The 20670-nt window shown below is 51.3% G+C and carries 21 protein-coding genes and 2 pseudogenes; 12 read left to right on the top strand and 11 right to left on the bottom strand.

The window, feature by feature from the left end; all coding sequences use genetic code 11:
• Window positions 1-163 precede the first annotated feature (163 nt).
• Entirely contained in the window at window positions 164-457 is a 294-nt protein-coding gene (locus O71_RS08280) for a hypothetical protein (RefSeq protein WP_007655342.1), read from the bottom strand.
• A gap of 212 nt (window positions 458-669) precedes the next feature.
• Here O71_RS08280 and nuoL point away from each other — a divergent pair, with 212 nt between their 5' ends.
• The 6 genes and pseudogenes from nuoL (at window position 670) to O71_RS08245 (ending at window position 10869) form a co-directional block, all read left to right on the top strand.
• Window positions 670-2853 carry an NADH-quinone oxidoreductase subunit L gene (nuoL, locus tag O71_RS08275; protein ID WP_007655340.1) on the top strand — a complete coding sequence of 728 codons (2184 nt, stop codon included), beginning with the start codon at window positions 670-672 and terminating at the stop codon, window positions 2851-2853.
• 379 nt (window positions 2854-3232) lie between these two features.
• On the top strand, window positions 3233-4978 hold the full coding sequence (locus tag O71_RS08270) for a NuoM family protein (protein ID WP_007655338.1): 1746 nt from the start codon (window positions 3233-3235) through the stop codon (window positions 4976-4978).
• 58 nt (window positions 4979-5036) lie between these two features.
• Window positions 5037-6545: an NADH-quinone oxidoreductase subunit N gene (locus O71_RS08265; RefSeq protein WP_007655336.1), complete on the top strand. Its 1509-nt coding sequence runs from the start codon at window positions 5037-5039 to the stop codon at window positions 6543-6545.
• Window positions 6546-6561: 16 nt separating this feature from the next.
• Window positions 6562-8454 (top strand): amidophosphoribosyltransferase, encoded by a 1893-nt coding sequence (locus O71_RS08260; protein WP_007655334.1) that lies wholly within the window; start codon window positions 6562-6564, stop codon window positions 8452-8454.
• Between the two features lie 98 nt (window positions 8455-8552).
• Window positions 8553-9797, top strand: a pseudogene (locus O71_RS23190) (IS3 family transposase).
• Window positions 9798-9954: 157 nt separating this feature from the next.
• A complete protein-coding gene (locus O71_RS08245; protein WP_007655322.1) occupies window positions 9955-10869 on the top strand; it encodes a YihY/virulence factor BrkB family protein in 915 nt (304 codons plus the stop codon).
• An 8-nt stretch (window positions 10870-10877) separates the two neighbouring features.
• Here the strand turns inward: O71_RS08245 and O71_RS08240 are convergent, their stop codons facing one another.
• Window positions 10878-11078: a hypothetical protein gene (locus O71_RS08240; RefSeq protein WP_007655320.1), complete on the bottom strand. Its 201-nt coding sequence runs from the start codon at window positions 11076-11078 to the stop codon at window positions 10878-10880.
• A gap of 45 nt (window positions 11079-11123) precedes the next feature.
• Here O71_RS08240 and O71_RS27180 point away from each other — a divergent pair.
• The 4 genes and pseudogenes from O71_RS27180 to O71_RS08225 form a co-directional block, all read left to right on the top strand.
• A pseudogene (locus O71_RS27180) lies at window positions 11124-11444 on the top strand (GNAT family N-acetyltransferase); the annotation flags it as partial.
• Window positions 11445-11491: 47 nt separating this feature from the next.
• Window positions 11492-11638: a GNAT family N-acetyltransferase gene (locus O71_RS27175; RefSeq protein WP_369750900.1), complete on the top strand. Its 147-nt coding sequence runs from the start codon at window positions 11492-11494 to the stop codon at window positions 11636-11638.
• Window positions 11639-11694: 56 nt separating this feature from the next.
• A complete protein-coding gene (locus tag O71_RS08230; protein ID WP_007655316.1) occupies window positions 11695-12123 on the top strand; it encodes a carboxypeptidase-like regulatory domain-containing protein in 429 nt (142 codons plus the stop codon).
• 32 nt (window positions 12124-12155) lie between these two features.
• A complete protein-coding gene (locus tag O71_RS08225; RefSeq protein ID WP_007655314.1) occupies window positions 12156-12836 on the top strand; it encodes a hypothetical protein in 681 nt (226 codons plus the stop codon).
• Window positions 12837-12897: 61 nt separating this feature from the next.
• Here O71_RS08225 and O71_RS08220 read toward each other — a convergent pair whose 3' ends face one another.
• The 8 genes from O71_RS08220 to O71_RS08185 form a co-directional block, all read right to left on the bottom strand.
• A complete protein-coding gene (locus O71_RS08220) occupies window positions 12898-13158 on the bottom strand; it encodes a hypothetical protein (RefSeq protein WP_155800713.1) in 261 nt (86 codons plus the stop codon).
• A gap of 33 nt (window positions 13159-13191) precedes the next feature.
• Window positions 13192-13467, bottom strand: coding sequence for a hypothetical protein (locus O71_RS08215; RefSeq protein WP_192811652.1), 276 nt, complete (start codon window positions 13465-13467; stop codon window positions 13192-13194).
• Complete coding sequence (locus O71_RS08210) at window positions 13415-13936, bottom strand: hypothetical protein (RefSeq protein WP_007655307.1); 522 nt, start codon at window positions 13934-13936, stop codon at window positions 13415-13417. Before O71_RS08210 ends, O71_RS08215 begins: the two co-directional genes overlap by 53 nt.
• A complete protein-coding gene (locus tag O71_RS08205) occupies window positions 13933-14277 on the bottom strand; it encodes a GntR family transcriptional regulator (protein ID WP_007655298.1) in 345 nt (114 codons plus the stop codon). Before O71_RS08205 ends, O71_RS08210 begins: the two co-directional genes overlap by 4 nt.
• A 62-nt stretch (window positions 14278-14339) precedes the next feature.
• The gene (locus O71_RS08200) at window positions 14340-15116 is read right to left on the bottom strand and encodes a hypothetical protein (protein ID WP_007655296.1); all 777 of its coding nucleotides are present in this window, start codon (window positions 15114-15116) and stop codon (window positions 14340-14342) included.
• Entirely contained in the window at window positions 15100-15954 is an 855-nt protein-coding gene (locus O71_RS08195; protein ID WP_007655294.1) for an ATP-binding cassette domain-containing protein, read from the bottom strand. Before O71_RS08195 ends, O71_RS08200 begins: the two co-directional genes overlap by 17 nt.
• A 226-nt stretch (window positions 15955-16180) precedes the next feature.
• Window positions 16181-16411, bottom strand: a complete 231-nt coding sequence (locus O71_RS08190) for a hypothetical protein (RefSeq protein WP_007655292.1) — start codon at window positions 16409-16411, stop codon at window positions 16181-16183.
• A 29-nt stretch (window positions 16412-16440) separates the two neighbouring features.
• Window positions 16441-17433 carry a CvpA family protein gene (locus O71_RS08185; RefSeq protein ID WP_143732053.1) on the bottom strand — a complete coding sequence of 331 codons (993 nt, stop codon included), beginning with the start codon at window positions 17431-17433 and terminating at the stop codon, window positions 16441-16443.
• Window positions 17434-17572: 139 nt separating this feature from the next.
• On the opposite strand from O71_RS08185, the gene glgX reads away from it, so the two are divergent.
• Window positions 17573-19705 (top strand): glycogen debranching protein GlgX, encoded by a 2133-nt coding sequence (gene glgX / locus O71_RS08180; protein ID WP_007655288.1) that lies wholly within the window; start codon window positions 17573-17575, stop codon window positions 19703-19705.
• A gap of 33 nt (window positions 19706-19738) precedes the next feature.
• Window positions 19739-20017, top strand: coding sequence for a GNAT family N-acetyltransferase (locus tag O71_RS08175; RefSeq protein WP_007655287.1), 279 nt, complete (start codon window positions 19739-19741; stop codon window positions 20015-20017).
• Window positions 20018-20087: 70 nt separating this feature from the next.
• Here O71_RS08175 and O71_RS08170 read toward each other — a convergent pair whose 3' ends face one another.
• Window positions 20088-20369: a hypothetical protein gene (locus O71_RS08170; RefSeq protein ID WP_007655286.1), complete on the bottom strand. Its 282-nt coding sequence runs from the start codon at window positions 20367-20369 to the stop codon at window positions 20088-20090.
• Window positions 20370-20670: the final 301 nt, after the last annotated feature.

Genomic DNA, 20670 nt, shown 5'->3' with positions numbered 1-20670 from the left:
AAAAATATTTTTTGAACTTTCCTGTTGTAATGTTATTTAATCTGACTTGCGTGATGCTTGGGGTTTGATAATGAATCAGGTAAAGTGCAGGAAAGCATAACAAAAAGAGGGAGCCTTGGCTCCCTCTTTTTGTTTCTCATACAGAGATTATAGTAGACGCTTCTTACTTGTCGTTTTGATAGCCAACCAGCTTAATCATCTTATTATAGTTACCCAACAGTAAGAAGGAAGGAGCCCACTGCCCTACGAATAATGCTTCTTCGTCTTTCTTCATAATTTTCAGTGTCGCTGAAACGGCCATAGAGCCCAATGCTGCCCATAGGAATACATCTGATGGGATACGGGAAGTATAGTCTTCGATGGCTGCAGCCACTGGTCCTTCTTTATGCTGTGGATTAGTTCTGTCAGCTTTGTTTTTCAAATCCTGTGCGTCTCTTTTAAGATCTTGTGTGTCCATAGTTCTTATTTTGTTTAGATGGTACAATACCATACAGAACGAAATAGAACCATGATTGTTTGCAAAAATTGAAAAATATGGGGTATACGCAGCCAGGGAGGGCCATCAGACACTATATTATTGCAACAATATATGTAAATTGGCAGCCTGAAACAGGGGAAGGCCACAGGTTGCCCTTTTCCCGAGATCGAACCCAATAGATAGCCTATATTTTGGAGCTTTCCGCACTTCTTGAACCGCTGGCCGGCACGCCCCAAACCTATCTGGCATTGGCAGTGCTCCTGCTGCCGCTGCTCGCCTTTGCGGTGCTATACCTGGCGGGCAGTAAGCTGCCCCGTCAGGGTGACTGGTTGGGGATCGGTGCCACTGGATTAGCCTTCATATTTTCGATTTACCTCTATACCCAAACCTGGAACACAGAAGTTTACCATAGCCGGACCACCTGGTTTAGTCTGCCGGGCAGTTTTATAGCAGACTTCACAGCAGGTATACTACTTGATAACCTGACGGTACTGATGCTGGTCATCGTTACCTTCATCTCCATGCTGGTGCAGCTCTTCTCGGTGGGTTATATGCACGGCGACAAAGGGTATAGCCGCTACTTCGCCTACCTGGGCCTCTTCACCTTCAGTATGCTGGGTATTGTGTTGGTCGATAACCTGCTGCTGCTCTTTATGTTCTGGGAGCTGGTCGGTCTGTCGTCTTACCTGCTCATCGGCTTCTGGTATGAACGGCCTGCTGCCATCGCGGCCAACAAAAAAGCATTTTTAGTGAACAGAGTTGGTGACATCGGCTTGCTGCTTGGTTTGTTTGCCTTCTATACCTATTTCCGCACCTTTGACCTGGAAGCCTTGCGCACCATGGTGGGAGCAGGAGAGTGGCTGAACGGCACTTTTGTGACAGGCTATACCTTGCAGGGCATGGCTTGGTCTGTTGAATTGAGTCCTTTGTTTCTGACATTGGCCGGGCTTGGCCTGTTTATGGGCTGCGTGGGCAAGTCGGCCCAGTTCCCTCTGCAGGTATGGCTACCTGATGCCATGCAGGGCCCAACGCCGGTATCCTCGCTCATACACGCTGCGACCATGGTAGCGGCTGGCGTATACCTGGTGGCACGCTGCTACGCTTTCTTTACAGTGGATGCGCTTACGATCATCGCTATCGTAGGTGCTATCACGGCTCTACTGGGAGCTATCGCTGCTCTTACCCAATACGACATCAAGGCCGTGCTTGCCTTCTCCACGATCTCACAGCTGGGCTACATGGTGATGGGCATGGGCACGGGAGCACACGATGCTTCGCTCTTTCACCTGACCACGCATGCTTTCTTTAAAGCGGCCCTTTTCCTCAATGCCGGTATTATCATCCATGCCATGCACCGGGGGCTGCACCATGCGCACTTGCCAGTTGGAGTCGATCCGCAGGATATCCGGAACATGGGTGGCCTGCGCAAGGCCATGCCGCTCACTTTCTATACCTACCTGCTGGCAGCTGCCGCGCTGGTTGGTTTGCCGCTATTTTCAGGTTTCCTTTCGAAAGATGCCATCCTTTCAGGCAGCTGGGCCTGGGCACAAACGATGAGTCAGACCAACGGGAACAGCCTCTACTTTATAGTGCCTGTGATTGGGTTTGCAGTAGTGCTGCTCACGGCCTATTACATGGGGCGGCACCTGTGGTTTATGTTCTTCGGTACTTTCCGTCTGCCGTTCGATGTGCAGGCGCTTCGCCTGTCGGCGAGTCAGGAGATAGAGCGGGTAATGCTGCTACCTGTGCTGCTGCTGGCAGTGCTCTCGCTGGGTATCTTCTTTTCGCTCAACCCGCTGTCCTTTGCCGGAAGCTGGGTAATGCAGGGCATTGGTCTGAACCAGCTTTCACAGGAAGGCGCTTTGCTGGCCGGTAGTCTGGTAGAGGCCGTGACGGTGCAGGATGCCGCCAACGGAACGGCTCATCTAGTGATCGGGGCGCTTTCCGCTTTGCTGGGTATAGCAGGTATAGCCCTTGCCTTTGGCAGGTACAGAGGCAAGAGCAGCGAAGCATTGCAGCAGGAGCAGCCTCAGGGTGCGTTGGCACACCTGTCATACAATCACTTTTACCTGGATGCGGTGTACGACAGGGTGCTGGTGCAGCCAGTGCTTTGGCTATCGCGCATGCTCTATCGTTTTGATAAACGGGTAATCGACTACACGCTGGAGTATGCCAGCAAGTGGCTGGTAGTGTTCTCCAAGATTGTGAAGTGGTTTGACAAATGGGTCGTGGACGGCAGTGTGTGGCTGATCGGAGCGATGGCAAAAGTGCTGGGCCGCTTCGGTCGCGGACTCCAAAACGGCAAGGTGCAGTCCTACTACGCTTACTCCCTTTTCGGATTTATTCTGATAATACTATACATCATGCTGAATTGATGTTAATTTCGCGAATTAAAAAGATTTGAGAATTTGGAGATTTGAAGGTTTGGAGATTGGAGAATGTGCTAATGGGTGAATAGGAAGGCTTTTCTTGTCATCTCGACGATAGGAGAGATCTGGAGCTTCTCAAAACCTTCGCAGTATTCCAGATTTCTCTGAGCTGTACTCGCCCCTTCGACTCATGTCTGGAGCATATTCGAAATGACAGCGAAGCATTGCAATCGATAAGATGCATGAATTGCCAAGGTATAGCCGAAATCTAAAAGGAGGACTGACGATTGCGCAAGCGACTTTGGACCAAACAGGTTTCAACTCTTATCTTTTAACTCTTAACTAAAGAGTTTGCTTTTAACTAAAATAGAAAGCGTTTAGCTTGATGAATTATACTCTTTCCAGCCTAATTTTTCTTCCCCTGCTGGCAGCGCTTGTGGTGTTGCTCATGCCGACACGCATGCAGCAAGGTATAAAAGCTGTGACGCTGGGTGGCACGCTGCTGCAGCTGGCCGTTGCCGTGTGGCTATACCTGGGCTTCGACGGCGCTTCGGTGGCGAACGGACAGACAGGCTACCAGTTTGTGGAGAAGCTCAACTGGATCGGTTTTTCGCTGGGCAACCTGGGGCGTTTCCAGATCGAGTATTTTGTGGGTGTGGATGGCGTGAGCATCGGGATGGTACTGCTCACGGGCATTGTGGGGGTGATCGGGGTGATCTCGTCCTGGAACATCACCAAAAATGTGAAAGGCTATTTCCTGCTATACCTGCTGCTCATGACCAGCGTGATGGGCTGTTTCCTGGCCCTGGACTTCTTCCTCTTTTACCTCTTCTTCGAGTTCATGCTCCTGCCGATGTACTTCCTCATTGGCATCTGGGGTGGTCCGAAGCGGGAATATGCCGCACTTAAGTTCTTCATCTATACCCTGATCGGTTCGCTTTTTATCCTGGTCGTGATGATCGGGCTCTATACCTCTGTGATAGATCCGGAGGCGACGGCGCAGCAAATGGGGCTGGTAGGGCAGAATGTCCCGGCTAGTCTGGACCTGATCCGTCAGATGCAGCAGATGCTGCAGCAGGGCACGATTGCGGAGGCCGACATGGTGCGCACTTTCAGCATACCGGCCATGATGGAGCCGGCCAACTTTATACCGGGTAGTCTGCTGCACGTGTTTTCGGGTGTTACGTTGTTTGACCTTCCACTTCGTTTTGTGGCCTTCCTGCTGGTGCTGGCTGGCTTCCTGATCAAGGTGCCGTCGGTGCCAGTGCATACCTGGCTGCCCGATGCGCACGTAGAAGCACCGACGCCAATCTCAGTACTGCTGGCGGCTATCCTGCTGAAGGTGGGCGGCTACGGACTGATTCGGATTGTGTACCCTGTTTTCCCGGATGCCGGGGCTTACTTCTCGACCTTTGTTGGCGGACTGGGAGTGCTCTCTATTATCTATGGAGCGCTCTGTGCACTGGCCATGAACGATCTTAAAAAGCTGATCGCTTACTCTTCGGTGTCACACATGGGCTTTGTACTGCTGGGGCTGGCTTCGCTCACCAACGAAGGCGTGAACGGTGCCATCTACATGATGTTCAGCCACGGTCTTATCTCAGCCATGCTCTTCCTGGTGGTGGGCGTTATCTACGACCGGGCACACGACCGCATGATCCTCAATTTCCGGGGACTTGCCAGGCGCATGCCGGCTTATACCGCTTTTGTCGTGGTGGCCTTTTTTGCCTCGCTTGGTTTGCCTGGTTTCTCAGGTTTTATCGCCGAGCTGTTGGTGCTGCTGGGTAGCTTCAGTGCACCGGAGGCGACGGGTATGTTGCCGCGCTGGATGGCAGTGGTCGCGGTGATCGGCTTGCTGCTGTCGGCGGCCTATTACCTGTGGGCACTGCAGCGCATGTTCTTCGGTAAGTACTGGATCTTCCCGGAACTGCGCGAGAAGGCCATTATCTCAGATCTGACTAAACGCGAGTACCTGATGCTGGTGCCGTTGGCGATACTAGCACTGCTCTTCGGCATCTTCCCGCACCTGCTGCTCGACAAGACAGGCATGTCCGTGACGGGCTTTACGGAGCTGGTGCTGCGAAACGGACAGGAGCAACTGAACATCTTGCAAGCGATTTTACACAAATAACAGATGCGCCTGACGGGATGTCCCTTCAGGCGCCTTGACTTATACCTTATACCGACACGTGGAAGAACAGGCAGCATACCTCACCCAGGCCATCGACAGCATTTTAGCTGGAGCAGGCTCGCTGCTGCCCGAACTGCTGCTGGCCATCTTTTTCCTGCTGCTGGTTACGCTCGACCTGTTTAAGTCTAAAACAGTAAAGCGACTACTACCCTGGGTGGCACTGACCGGTCTGTTCTCGGTACTGGTGCTGCTGGTGCTGGACAGACACGTGGCTGAGGTGCAGTTCCTGAACCTGTTGCGCTCCGACGGCATTGCACGCTACGCAGGTATACTCTTCAGCCTGACGGGGATCTTCACCATCCTGCTCTCGCTGCAGAACCCGAAAATAGAAAAGCGCAAGCAGGGTGAAGGCCGTGGTGAGTACTATGCCCTGATCCTGATGCTCGTGCTGGGACTCAACCTGATGGCCAAGTCCGTGAACCTGCTGATGGTTTTCCTGGCGATCGAGGTCGTTTCCATTGCCTCCTATATTCTGACGCTTACGCTCAAAGAAGAGAAAAGAGCCGTGGAGGCAGGCCTGAAGTATGTGCTATACGGGACGTTGTCGGCCGGGGTGATGCTCTACGGCATGTCCTTTTTCTATGGCCTCACCGGTTCGCTGGATTATACCCTGGTTTCCTTCTGGCGCAGTCTGCTCGACGCCAGTCCGCTGATGGTGACGGTGGCGGCGATATTGGTGTTTGCGGGCTTTCTGTTCAAAATATCGGCTGCGCCTTTTCACTTCTGGACGCCGGATGTCTACCAGGGAGCGCCCATGCCGATTGTGGCACTTTTCTCCACGGGTCCTAAAATGGCGGGCATCATCGTCATCTTGCGCTTTGTGGCGGCCTTCGCCGACTCGACCATTGCCAATGCTTTTTCCGATGTGCAGCTTTTCTTAGGCATAGCCGCCCTGGCAACACTGGCGGTTGGTAACTTCACGGCGCTCTGGCAGCGCACGCCACGTCGCCTGATGGCTTTCTCCTCGGTGTCGCATGCCGGTTTTCTGCTGATGGCGCTGTTGGCTTTTGGCAGTGACTATACCGTGAGCGTGCTGTTTTACATGACCGTGCTGCTCTTTATGAACTTCGGCATGTTCCTGTTCCTGCAGATGGCCGAGGATAACTGGCAGGTACGTACACTCGAGGATTTTCAGGGGATGGGTCCCCGTATGCCGTTTGCCGGCATCATGGCGTTGCTATACCTGCTTTCGCTCACAGGACTTCCGCCTCTGGCCGGTTTCATGGGCAAGCTGCTTGTCTTTAGCAATGTGTGGGAAGCTTATACCTCAACCAGTCAGCCGATGCTACTGGTGCTGCTCGTGGCTGGCATCCTGCTAACAGGGGCGGCTTTGTTCTACTATATCAAAATACCATATTACCTTTTCCTGAAAAGGAATCAAACTGACGAAAATTTAGTTATTTCACTGTCAAATAAGCTGCTGCTGGTTTTATTTGCTTTGCCGCTGCTGGTCTTCTTTTTTAAGCCTGACCTGTTGCTGCATTGGATAGAGAAACTACTGGCCTAGATACTTTTACAACCCTATGAGCGATTCAATTAAGCACGAATGCGGTATAGCCCTGATCAGGCTCCGAAAACCAATCGAATATTACGTTGAAAAGTACGGCACTCCGATGTACGGTGTCAATAAGCTATACCTGCTGATGCAAAAGCAGCATAACCGCGGACAGGACGGGGCAGGGGTAGCCAGTATTAAGATTGATGCAGGACCAGGTATGGAGTACATCAGCCGCTTCCGCTCGGTAAAGACCCGGGCCATCGACAGCATTTTTGGCAAGATCGGCAAGGAGTTCAAAAAACTAAAAGAAGATCAGCCTGAGAAAGCACTGAATACGGATTGGGTATGGCAGAACCTGCCTTTCCTGGGTGATGTGTACCTGGGGCACCTGCGTTACGGTACGCACGGTATCAACAGCGTGGACAACTGCCATCCGATGGTGCGCGAAAACAACTGGCGCAGCCGCAGTCTGGCCGTGGCTGGCAACTTCAACATGACCAACGTGGACGAGCAGTTCCACAAACTCATCGAACTGGGTCAGCATCCGAAGCAAAAGTCTGACACCATTACGGTGCTTGAAAAGATCGGCCACTTCCTGGATGAGGAAAACCAGATGCTGTTCGAGTCTTACAAAGACGAATATTCCAATAAAGAGATCACCGCACTGATCGAAGATAACCTGAGCCTGCAGCGCGTACTCAAGCGTGCCTGTAAGGACTTTGACGGAGGCTACGCGATGGCAGGCCTTACGGGCTACGGCGCCTCTTTTGTGGTGCGCGACCCGAACGGCATACGCCCAGCTTATTATTATATGGATGACGAGGTGATCGTGGTGGCATCTGAGAAACCGGCCATCAAGACCGCTTTTGACATAGAGTACAGTGAAATCCGGGAGATCACGCCGGGTCACGCCCTGATCGTGGACAAGGCCGGTAACGCGGACCTGAAAGAGATACTGCCGCAGCTCGAGAAAAAATCCTGTAGTTTTGAGCGCATCTACTTCTCCCGTGGCAACGACCCGGAGATCTATGAAGAGCGCAAGAACATGGGGCGTCGCCTGTGCCCGCAAATCCTGGAAGCGATCAACTACGACCTGAAAAACACGGTGTTCTCTTACATCCCGAACACAGCCGAAACCTCTTGGCTAGGGATGATGAAAGGGATAGAGGATCACCTGCGCGCCTACCGCAAGCAAGCCATCCTCAACCAGGAGCTGAGCGAAGAACAGCTCGACGAGATCCTGCAGTTTAAGCCGCGTGCCGAAAAGCTGGTGATCAAAGACGTGAAGCTGCGTACCTTCATCACGGACAACGACAGCCGCGACGACCTGGTAACGCACGTGTACGACACGACTTACGAGGTGGTGAAGAAAGGCATCGACACGCTGGTGGTGCTCGACGACTCCATCGTGCGCGGCACGACGCTGGAGAAAAGTATTATCAAGATGCTCGACAAACTGGAGCCGAAGAAGATCATCATCGTATCGTGCGCTCCGCAGATCCGCTACCCGGACTGCTACGGCATTGATATGTCGCGCGTGAAGGAGTTTGTGGCTTTCCGTGCCATGCTGGCTCTGCTGAAAGACCGTGACATGTACTACAAAGTGGACGAGGTATACGACAAGATACAGGCCGTGCAGGGTACACCAGCCATCATGGAGACCAACTATGTGAAGGAGCTGTTTGACCTGTTCACGCACGATGAACTGTCTGCCAAAGTATCCGAGATCGTGAAAGCGCCAGAAGTGAACGCCGAAGTACAGGTGATCTACCAGCGTATTGAAGACCTGCACCTGGCCTGCCCGAACCACAAAGGTGACTGGTACTTTACTGGCAACTATCCGACTCCGGGAGGAACCCGTGTAGTAAACCGTGCCTTCATGAATTTTGTGGAGAACAAGGCCGTACGTGCTTACTAACCAGTGCTAAATTTTGTATCAAAAGCCTGTTCTGCAAAGGACAGGTTTTTTTTTGCCTGTTTGACTCGTCCTGAAATAAGTTGACACTATTTAGACTTATGAAAGGAAAAGAAGCAGCAGGGGGCAGCAGGCGTACGAGCCGGGACTACCCGCTAGGCTTTAAACTGGCCGTTGTAAGGCAGGTTGAAGAAGGCGAGATGACTTACAAGCAGGCCCAGCGCCATTACGGAATCCAGGGGCGCTCAACGGTTTTGGTGTGGCTCAGAAAACACGGCCGGCTGGATTGGCGTTATCCTGGTATACACACTCGCATGATGAAAGCCGAAACCCCAGCCCAGAAGATCAAGCGCCTGGAGCGCGAGCTCTCCGATGAGCGCCTCAAGAACCAGGTGCTGGAGAAGACCATTCAAACCATCGAGCAACAGGTAGGCCACAGGCTGGCAAAAAAGCCCTTACCCGGACAATGTGGATCTTCCAGCAAGAGAGGGGCGTGAGCCTGGCGCGTCTCTCTTCTTTGTTCGGGTGCAGCAGGCAGTCGCTCTACCAGCTAAGAGCGCGGCAGAAGAGGCGGGCAGCCCAGCTGGCTCCTGTGCGGGAGCTGGTGCAACAGGTGCGCCGGCAGCTGCCCCGTGTGGGTGCCCGCAAGCTGCACTACCTGCTCTCGGGCAGGTTGCAGGAGCAGGGCATCAAGCTGGGCCGGGATGGCCTGTTTGCCTATCTGCGGGCCGAGAACCTGCTGATCTCCCCCCCGCCGCTGCTACACCAGGACCACCAACTCCAAACACTGGCTTAGAAAGTATCCCAACCTGGTAAAGCAGCTGGCCGTGGAGCGCTCAGAGCAGGTCTTTGTCTCCGACATCACGTATGTCAAAAGCCGGCAGCGCACCCATTACCTGTCGCTGGTCACCGATGCCTTCAGCCGCCGCATCATGGGCTACGCCCTAAGCGATGACCTGAGCGCCGAGAGTGTGGGCAGGGCCCTGAAGATGGCCATCAAGGGGCGCTCAACGAGCCTGCCACTCATCCACCATTCGGATCGCGGGCTGCAGTACTGCTCTGAGCACTACCAGCAGATCCTGAGGAAACATCAGGTGAGCTGCTCGATGACCGATGGCTATGACTGCTACCAGAATGCATTGGCCGAGCGCATGAACGGCATACTCAAAGAAGAATTCTTGATTTACCCCTGCAATACCAGACAGGAACTGGAGTTGCTCGTAAAGCAGGCTGTGGAAAGCTACAATACCCGAAGGCCTCACCTGAGCCTGAAAATGCTCACACCACAGCAGGTACATGAAAAAACCTGTGAGCAGCTGCTCACAGGTTCTCTAAAATCATCGTAAAACCTGTCAACCTATTTTAGGACAGGTCAGTTGATTCATAAGAGGTATCAAAAAGGCTGTATGATCGTTGTGTTCTGAACAATTCTGCAGTTACCGCCTTTTAACCAAAGCGAGGCCTGGTCGTTAACTTAAAACAGGCCAGGCGCTATCACTAAACATGGAGCACAAACAAAGCTTTTGGGTAAAGATAAAAGAGATACTGAAGGACTCATACAAGAACTTTCAGCGGGACGAGCCTATTGTGTATAGTGCAGCCATTGCCTTTTTCACGATCTTCTCCCTACCTGCTATTTTGATAGTGCTGACACTGGCTGGCTCCATCTTCTTCTCTGAAGAGACTGTTCAGGCAGAGATCGTCAAGCAAATGGAGGATCTGATGAGTGAGGAGGTTGGCAAGCAGGTAAGTGACTTGTTGGATAATGTGACACAGATACCAATTGGGTTCTGGAGCGTCCTGATCGGGGTGGCTGTGGTGGTGAAAAGCGCTACTATTATTTTCTTCATTATGCAGAAAGCCCTGAACTCAGTCTGGCAGATCAGGGTGAAGCATGATGTCAACTACCTGAAGCTGCTTCGCCATCGCCTTGTGACATTAGGCATCGTAGCAGGGCTGGGGTTCCTGCTGATGACGAGTCTGATACTGGATGCAGCGCTGATGGTGTTTAACGAGGAGCTTTACGACTTGCTGGAGGAGCACCTGACCTCAGCCATAAAACTGATCAAGACTGCTTTTTCAATACTGGTTGTGCTCACTTTTTTTACGGCCATCCACAAGGTACTCCCCGATGCCAAAGTGCAGTGGCGGGACGCACTGGCCGGAGGCATCATCACCTCCATTCTGTTTCTGATCGGCAAAGAGGTGATTGACTATATTCTGAGCAGTGTAAAAGTGGTCGGCTTCTATGCTGCGGCAGGATCGTTTGTTGTGGTGTTGCTCTGGGTATTCTACTCCTCTGTTATCCTGATGCTTGGTGCTGAAGTAACCAGAGCTTACGCCAACAACCACGGACGTAAAGTGGAACCTTCCGAAATTGCAGAGAAGTACGAGAAGGTGAATGGGGGCAGGGAGTAAGGTATAAATTATTTTGTCAGGTCAACTATCGCCATGATGGCGAAGGCAACGGTGCCGCCATACACGGCAAATTTAGTGATAGGGGAGGCGTTGGAGAGAAAGGCAGTATGCTGGTTGTACTTGATAACGCCCATAAGCGTTAGGGACAGGTATAGAAACAAAGCCAATGGAATGATATTGAAAAGGATCTCGAGGATGTCATTAGCCATAGGTACTGCTGTATTTTGTTGGTGATGTTGCAAATATAGGTATAAATGACAGGCAACAGTATCTTTGACCCAAGCAATACGAATAACTTAAGACTTCCCTGCTTTATGACCCTAAACAAAATCTGCAAAGCCTTCCACGAACTAACTCCCACTGAAATGTATGACATGCTGCGGCTACGCAGCGAAGTGTTTGTGGTGGAGCAGACCTGTGTGTTCCTTGATATGGATGACAAGGATCAGCTGTGCTATCATGTGCTGTTTTACAATGAAGAGAAGGTGTTGATAGCCACCTCCCGCTTAGTGCCAGCCGGAGTTTCTTATCCTGATATGATGTCGATCGGCCGCATCGTGACGAGCCAGTTGGTGCGTGGCACAGGGGTTGGCAAAGAGCTAGTTGAGATGTCGATTGAGGAGTGCTACCACTTGTTTGGAAAAGGCCGATCCGGATCGGGGCACAGCTTTATGCCAGAAAGTTTTACGAACGCTTCGGATTCGAACAGTCGAGCGAGGTATACGACGAGGACGGTATCGACCATATCAAAATGGTGAAGCAGGTATAGCAAGTAGTTGAAGTATAGTGGTTTTTTATTATCTTGATGTATAATCCCGCCACAATATGAAAACAAAGATATACCCGTATGCTTTGCTGTTGGCTCTCGTCTGCTTGCTAAGCAGCTGCACCAAAGAAGAGGATGACTACATCAGTAAATACTGTCCCGGTTCTTGCACCGAAGTAAGTGGGCAGGTGCTGCGGGGCAGTGGGCAGCCCATCAAAAACATGCAATTGCTCGTAACCTGGCAAAACCTGCGGACATTCAAAGGTGGCGGAGGCGGCATTATTCGGAAAAAGGCCGTGACCTACACCGACGATAACGGAAACTATACCTTGCGTTTTCTGCTCCGCGATGATGAAATGGAGGAGGGGCACATTGAGGTAGCACCTCAGGGAAGAGGTTGCAGCCAGGTGAATTGTCAAAGCTATACCTTGTATTGGGATGTGCTGAAGCGCGATACCACCTTCACGCACAATTTTCTGATCGACTAAAGCACCTGCTCAGGCGGCAATACCTCTCTAAAATGCCAAGCTATATGCCTTATCCGCTATACCGTATTTTTTTCTTTCTTGCCTTTCTGTTGGGGCTTTCAACTGTGACACAGGCGCAGCTGGTGCAACGTGTAGGCTTGCATGTGGGAGCCGCTACCCCAATTGGCGATTTTAAGCACGACCGTTTCGAAGATGAGTACCCGCCCATGGCCAGGAGAGGGCTGAACGTGCAGGCAGCTTATCGGGTGGAGGTGAAGCCTTATCTGGCAGTAGGCGCAACAGCGGGCTTCCGTTTCAACAGCTTTGACTTGAACGCCTTTGCATCTCCAGACGATGTGCTGGTATTACGCCGGGAGGCAAGCGACTGGAAGAGTACCTATGCGCTGGCTGATCTATACCTGCAAAGCCCTTCCTCTTCTTTGTTTGGCTTCCTGAAAGGCTCTTTGGGTGCAGCCTATAATAAATCTCCCGAGGTACAGGTTGATACCTCCTTTGGCCCGATCCGCCGTACCTCTGATTCGGCTGCAGCACTGGCTTATGGCCTGGCAAGCGGATTCGCTATACAGCAGGGCCGGTTCCTCCTCACCGTGGAGGTTGGCTTGCTCGGCACCCAGCCTACTTTCGAGGTTATGGATGCGCAAGGAGGAAAAAGCACTTTGAAGCAGCCGATGCACACGGTTACCTCTATGCTGGGCCTGAGCTATACCTTATAGTTAGCTACAAAAACAAACGGCCTGGTTGTAAGACCAGGCCGTTGCTCAAAAAAATAGCTTCTTAAATTACCATCACCAGTTTCCCGAAAGCGTCTATCAGTTGCAGCAACCTGTTTGTGATCGCCACTCTTTGTTCTTCTACTTGCTCCGGCATCGTATTTTCTGGAAGTGCCGCTTGCACAGGTAGGTTAGGCTGACGCAAGGCTTCTGAGGCTAGACACACACCATCATCAACATGACTGGCTTCAGTGCATGTAGCCTGCAAGGTGGCCTTGCTGTTGCTGCCATGCGACAGGCCTATCAGCAGAAGCCCGACTATCAAGATCAATCCTGTTTTCTTCATAGCGGTCGGAAATTATTTGCGCAATACTGCCAGTGCATCACCAGAAAGCTCTACCTGTGCCTGCTCCGATAGATTATACTGTAGCTCAGGGATAGCAATGCCTTGCAGCGCCAAGTGGCTACGGTTGCGGATATCCAGGTTCGCCTGCTGTATGTTGTTTCCTTCTAAGATACGGAGCTTTGATTCACTTTCAGGGCTGGTGCCAGCCATTGCGGATAAGCGCTTTAGCGCGTTGTTATTCAGTTGCACGATCACACCGTTGTCCAGTTCTAGTCTGAGACTGTCCATGTTTAAAACCTTTTATTGTTGTATTTAAGTGATTAAATGGGGTCAGGCGCTTGGGGTTGGTTACCGATTTACCATTCAGAGCATGTGTGGCATTTGCACGCACTGTCTTTAGGCTCGGAGTTTTAATGATCAGGTGTGGGGAGCCCCAGCCTCGTACGCCTTTCTGCTTCTCATCAATTGATACATTAACCTGCAGTATCTTGTTTTCCTGACCGATTTGCACCACATCATCATTGCCTTTATAGAGGTATACCGCATGCTCGTCACCTGGCTCAATCAGCACGTTGAGCATATCCCCCGCATTCACCTCGATTTCCTCAAAACCACTAAAGTCCATAGCAATGTAGTTTCGGTAAGGGTCGCGGTACTTCTCCGTTTTGTACTCAGCCTTCAAAGCGATGTTGTAGGTAGCCAGTGCGCTCAAAAGCACCACCAGTGCAGTTAGTAAAAGTATATTGCTGGTTTTCATGGTTTCTGCTCGATTTCTGATTCGTAATTTTCTGTTTTAAAAGCTTCGTAGCGCTGCTGGATCTCTTCCAGGTCTATTTCCAGCAAAAAGAGGTTGTGGAAAAACTCAGGCAGGTCCTGCTGCAGAAAGCGCTCCTTACGTTGTGCCTTCACTTTCCTGACAGCATCGGGCGTCACAAAAAAACCGATGCCACGCTTGTTGTAGATCACCTCCTGGTTCTGCAGTTGCTCGTAAGTGCGCATCACCGTGTTGGGGTTTACCTGAAAGCTCACCGCCAGGTCGCGCACCGAAGGTATTTTGTCTTCTGCTGCCCACTTGCCCAGCAGGATCTGGTCGCACACGTGCGCCGCGATCTGCAGGTAGATGGTTCGTTTTCTTTAAATTCCATACGTTATCCTCCCCGCTATACTTGCTTCTCATTGATTTTAAAATAAGCTACTAACCAGCCTATGAAGGCCAGCATAACAACCAGCGCTAAAATAAGCGGTTCGTTCCCTTCATAAGCCCCCACCTCGAAGCGCTGGTCATTTTCCACAAACATGGCTGCTGAAAATGGTCCTGCTGATACCAGGTCACGCCCGAGCATGAACTGGACCCATAGCTTGTTCAGATTATAAAAGAGAAGGATACCCAGCAAACCTGCAAAAGCTGTTTTGATAAAGTGATTTTTATTGAAGTAGACAGAGCCTGTCAGCATCACTGCATTAAACAAGGCATAGAAGATAAGGAGTAGCTGAAGTGAGGGTTCAGATGTCAAAACGTTGAGCATCTCCGGTTCGCCACTTACCCGCGGATCGATGCTGAGCAGGGTGTACAGAACCAGGTAAAACGACGGCACGAACAGTAGCAGGTAGATAGGAAAGGAGAACAGCCAGCCGACCAGGTACTTCTCTAACTGCGATGCCGGCAGTGTCAGAAAAGCGATTGCCTTTTTCTTGTCGCCTAGTTGCGCGAACACAGTGCTCGTAAATACCATGCCTGCCCCAATCAGGAAGAAAAAGAAGAAAATAGACTGTTCAGGCAGGCCTATGGTTCTGGCTGAAAGGTAGTTGATGGTACCCATGGTCACAAACATACCCCCGAGCAATACACCCAGCGCCATCAGGTAAGTTTTATAATGCTCCACCGTGTGTTTGCGGAACAGCAGACCGAAGCGACTCAGATTAAAGTGATTTTTCATATTGAGGTCTTTGAAGAATTTCGGTTACAGATGTGTTGCCACTGGTGATGGCGTTGAAAAGCAGCTCCATGTCTACTTTGCTGTAGTTGCCCAGCAGGTTAGGCAATATGGCTTGTTTACCACGTAGCGCATCTTCGGTATAAAGGGCATTGCTTGATTCCGATTCAGGTATGGTTGTAAAAGTGAGACGCTCACTGATCGCATCAAGCGATTCGTTCAGCACGATCTCCCGGTCATGTACGACCACCAGTGTGTCGATAAGGCTGTCGAGGTCACGTACCTGGTGCGTGGAAATGATGATACAGCGATTCTCGGTCAGTGCAGAAGCGATGATGCGGCGGAACTGCACCTTGGAGGGAATATCCAGGCCATTGGTTGGCTCGTCCATGATCAGTACACTGGTGTTGGTCGCCAGACCGAAAGCGATGATGGCTTTCTTTTGTTGCCCGAATGACAGCTTGTTAAACACAGCATGCTGTGGCACCTCAAACTCGGAGAGATAGCTGTAAAAAACATCTTCATCGAAAAACGGATAGAAAGGTGCCGTGTTCGCTACAAACTGCCTGGCTGTTAGCGCCGGCATGTAAATCTCCTCCGGAATAAAATACAGATCCTGCAGCATGGCGGGGTAGCGCTTGCTGGCATCAAAGCCATTCACCTGGCAGCTACCCTCCAGCGGAAAAACGAGTCCCGCCATGTTTTTGAGTAGCGTAGACTTGCCTGCCCCATTCTTGCCCAGCAGTCCATAAATGTGGCCCTCCTGTAGCCTGAGGTTCAGGTTCCGGAACAGCAGCGACTTGCGGCTATACCCAAAGCTGAGGTTATTGATCTGTATCATATCCGTTTGTTTTAGTGTATTAGTTACATAGTACACTATAAATGTAAATATTGTTTTATCAATACCAAATTATTTTAAAAAAATATTTAGTGAAGTATATATAAGCTTAAAACCAGATGTTTGAGTAATTCGCAAACCTTAGTGAGGAGGAGCTTAAGTGGGTATAAGCGAAATAGGAAGAGATGAAATTGCTTACTCTGCAGCAAAGCTGTAGGTATACCTATACCTATACCTTGAAAGAGGGATGATGGGAAAGTGCCAGGTATACCTGCTCTGCGTCCTGTTTTTCGAATATTTTCTGGGAGGCTCCAAAGTCAAGCACAAGTTTAGCGGTCTGCTGCTCAGTCTCTGGTTTGAAGTAGGCAAAGCAAATTTTGCTGACATCCACCAGAAAGACAGCACGCGTTTTGTCGCTGCCAAGCTTTATGGTCAAAAAGTCGCTGTTCACGTGCTGCATGGCTATACCTTTATCTGCTCAGGTATACGTTAGTTTCTAAACTTCTGTGTGATCATCAGGCCATGCCTCCTGCTTTGCAGTACGCCTATACCTACCCGCCCGAAGCGCACATGCAGGATGTTAGCCCGGTGACCCGGGGACTCCATCAATCCTTTGTGGGCAATGTTCAGGGTAGGAGCCAGGGCCAGGTTTTCGCCAGCAGCCCGGAATGGGATGTTGGCAGCCCGGATCCTGTCAGCAGCACTGGCTCCCTCGGGTGTTATGTGTGAAAAATAGCCACGCGTGAACATATCAGCTGCATGGCGACGGGCGACGGTTGTAAGCGCTGTGTCTGCCTGCAGGGGTTGCAAGCCCATGGCAATACGCTCCTGGTTCAAAAGCTCTAGCATGCGGGCCTCCAGGGCTGGCTTCGGCTGGTAGTCATCAGCCGTGAAAGGCAGCTCAATGTACTGCCCCGACTCCGGCGCAATGGTCAGTTTGTTGAGGGTGCGCTTCACCACCCGGTCAAACACAGGGGCCAGTTCATCTTCTGCCAGGTGGGTGTAGGTTCCGAATCTGCCTGCAATACTGCTTTCCTGCACATAGGTCTGAAAACGCTCCGGAAAGGGAAAAGACAGCAGCAGAATCGAAATGATGGCGATGGTAATGATGCCGCTCATCAGTCCTGGCATGGTGCCAAGCGCTTTGTTCACATGGTGCTCATGCAATTCGTCCGAGAACTGATCCAGTATAAGCGACCCGACAAATTGGATCAGCATACTTGATAACACTGCGATGATAAAAAAGGAGATGGGCGGGATCCAGTAGACGCTCCAATCAGTGGCGCGGCTAAGCCAGTCGGCGAGTGAGGGATATAGCCGGAAGCTCAGAATCAGGGTGCCCACCCAGCGCACCAGGTCGAGCAGGCTGAAAGCAAAGCCACGGCGCCAGCCCATGTAGGCGCTGAACAGCACGATAAGGGTGAGAAGAAGATCAAGGGCGTTCATCCAGGTCTTTTTAGAGGTAGTACGGACAGGTGCCATGCAAAGATGACGGGGTCACCGACCCGGCCTGACCAGCGGTTGACAATAAATAAGGTATGGCGTGACTCTTTGTAAGCTTTCTGCGTAGATGAAGAAGTCCTGAAAAGGACATATCAGATACCTAAGTTACAAAATCCTTATGAATATTACCGTATACCCTGGCAATCCCTACCCGTTGGGCGCCACATGGGATGGTGAAGGCGTAAATTTCGCCCTGTACGCCGACAATGCGACTGGCGTAGAGCTATGCCTTTTTAACACGACCGAAGATGAGAGCGAATCGGTCAAGATAAAGATGACCGAGCGTACCCACCAGGTATGGCACGCCTACCTGCCCGAGATCAGGCCGGGGCAGCTGTACGGCTATCGGGTGTACGGGCCGTATGAACCATCCAACGGCCATCGTTTCAATCCGAATAAGCTCCTGATTGATCCCTATGCCAAAGCTATTTCAGGCACGATAAACTGGCACGACTCTCTGTTCGGCTACGAAATAGGCAGCCCTGAAGAAGATCTGAAGATGAGCACACTCGACAGTGCTCCTTTTATACCTTGCAGCGTGGTGGTGGATCCGAACTATGATTGGGAAGGGGTGAAGCAACCCAAGATCCCATACCACAAGTCGGTCATTTACGAAGCGCACGTCAAAGGTCTAACCAAACTGCACCCGGACATACCAGAGGAAATACGCGGAACCTATGCAGCCATCGGCCATCCGGTTACCATCAAGTACCTGCAGGAACTGGGCATTACCGCTATTGAGCTCATGCCGGTACATCACTTCATTACCGACCGGCACCTGGCCGACCAGGGCCTGACAAACTACTGGGGCTACAACTCCATCGGCTTCTTTGCGCCTGATGTGCGCTACTCGAGCAGTGGCACGCTGGGAGAGCAGGTGGTGGAGTTTAAAAACATGGTGAAGGCGCTGCATCGCGCAGGTATAGAAGTGATTCTGGATGTGGTGTATAACCATACCGGCGAAGGCAACCACATGGGCCCGACACTGTCATTCCGCGGTGTGGACAATTCGTCTTACTACCGCATGGTGGAGGAAGACAAGCGCTTTTACATGGACTATACCGGCACAGGTAACACCCTCAATGCCATGATGCCACCTGTGCTGCGCCTGATCATGGACAGCCTGCGCTACTGGATTTTGGAGATGCACGTTGACGGTTTCCGCTTCGACTTGGCGGCCACCCTGGCCCGTGAGTTGCACGAGGTGGACCGGCTTGGCTCTTTCTTCGACATCATTCACCAGGACCCCGTTATCTCGCAAGTCAAGCTAATTGCCGAACCATGGGACATTGGGGAAGGTGGTTACCTGGTAGGCAAGTTTCCACCGGGTTGGGCAGAGTGGAACGGCAAGTACCGGGACTGCATACGCGATTACTGGCGCGGTGCCGAAAGTATGCTGGGTGAGTTTGCGGAACGCTTTACAGGTAGCTCCGATCTCTATCGCGACGATTGGCGTCGCCCTACTGCCAGTATCAATTTCATCACAGCGCACGATGGCTTCACGCTGAACGACCTGGTGTCTTATAACGAAAAGCACAACGAAGCCAATGGCGAAGACAACAACGACGGCGAAAGTCACAACCGCTCCTGGAACTGCGGGGCAGAAGGTCTCACGGAAGACAAAAAGGTAATTGAGCTGCGCGAAAGGCAGAAGCGCAACTTTCTTACCACGCTTTTTCTGTCGCAGGGAGTGCCCATGCTGGTAGCCGGCGACGAAATAAGCAGAACGCAGCAGGGCAATAACAACGCCTACTGCCAGGATAACGAAATATCCTGGATCAACTGGATCAACGCTGACAAATCACTGCTGGCTTTTACCCAAAAACTGATTGAACTGCGTCGCAACCACCCGGTGTTCTGTCGCCGCCGCTGGTTCCAGGGGCAGCCGATCAAAGGAGTAGGCGTAGAGGATATTGCCTGGTTTCAGCCGGATGGCTCGGAGATGACGGAAGAGCATTGGAACCACGACTTTGCCAAGTCACTGGGGGTATTCCTGAACGGACGCGGCCTTCACTCCGTCGGCCCGAAGGGGGAGCAGATCATTGACGATAGTTTCTACCTGATCTTCAACGCTCACCACGAAGACATGGACTATACCTTGCCGAAGCTAAGTACGGCACCCAGTGGACCAAAATACTGGATACTCACAATACAAAGATCAAGGATGAAGGACCTACCGTGGAGGCTGGCGAAACTATACGCATCGGAAGTCGCTCAGTTGTGCTGTTGCATCACCCGGCAGGACAAGTAGTGAGTGGATAATGTCAACTTAAACCAAAAAACAATGGAACTGAACATAAAGCACGATAAAAAATACCAGCAATTTACCGCCAACATGGGTAATGAAGATGCTGAACTGGCCTATGCCACACCTTCTGAGGAAGTAATCGATTTTACGCATACGTTTGTGCCAGAGTCGGCACGGGGCAAAGGAGTGGCCAACAAACTGATAGAAGAAGGCCTTTGCTACGCAGAGGAAAACGGGAAGAAAGTGATCGCTACCTGTCCGGTTGTGAAAAAGTTTATTCACAAAAATCCGGACTATCAAAAGCTGTTGAAGTAATAGACTGCCTGCATAAAAGAAGAGAAGGTATGGCCTGCCAACACAACGGTAAGCTATACCTTTTTTTGTGTCAGGACTTGTAGCGTGCGATGTAGGTAATGGCGGAGAGGACCAGTGGGTGCTTGGCCTGCATCTGCTCTATGAGTTGCTCCATGACCAGATAATCACTTACAGCCGTACTGATCTCATCGCACAGCAGCAGGTACTTATACCTGATGACGCTGATGTAGCACTTGTCATCGTTGTGAAGCAGAAAGTTGCAGATATTCAGGTATAACTCCTGAGCCGCCTTGTCACTCAGCTCAATATTTAAGGTGTCTTTTATTGCTTTTCTGGCGCTTTTCTTTTGCATAATAATAGGAGGTTCATGCAAACAGGCATGCCTGATGTCTGGAACGGCCGTACAGCCGGTTGAAGCAGAAGCAAGGTTACCGGAAAGGAAATACCGGTAGAGGCGCTTGCCCGTGGTGAGGGGGGCTAAGCGAACGGGAGTATTCTGTTAAGGAGTTAAGGGAAGTAAAATAGCTGCGCTGGCCAGGTGTCGCAGGCCAGCACAGCTACTTTATTATTGTTTCACGAGTTGTATCTCACAGTGCAGGCGTATCTCATCGCTCACAACTACACTGCCGGCCTCCGTTACTGCGTCCCACATC

The organism is Pontibacter sp. BAB1700, assembly GCF_000277005.1.
Taxonomy (GTDB): Bacteria; Bacteroidota; Bacteroidia; order Cytophagales; family Hymenobacteraceae; genus Pontibacter; species Pontibacter lucknowensis.
The sequence above is the reverse complement of the archived record's forward strand: the minus strand, read 5'-3'. Positions and strand labels throughout refer to the sequence as shown.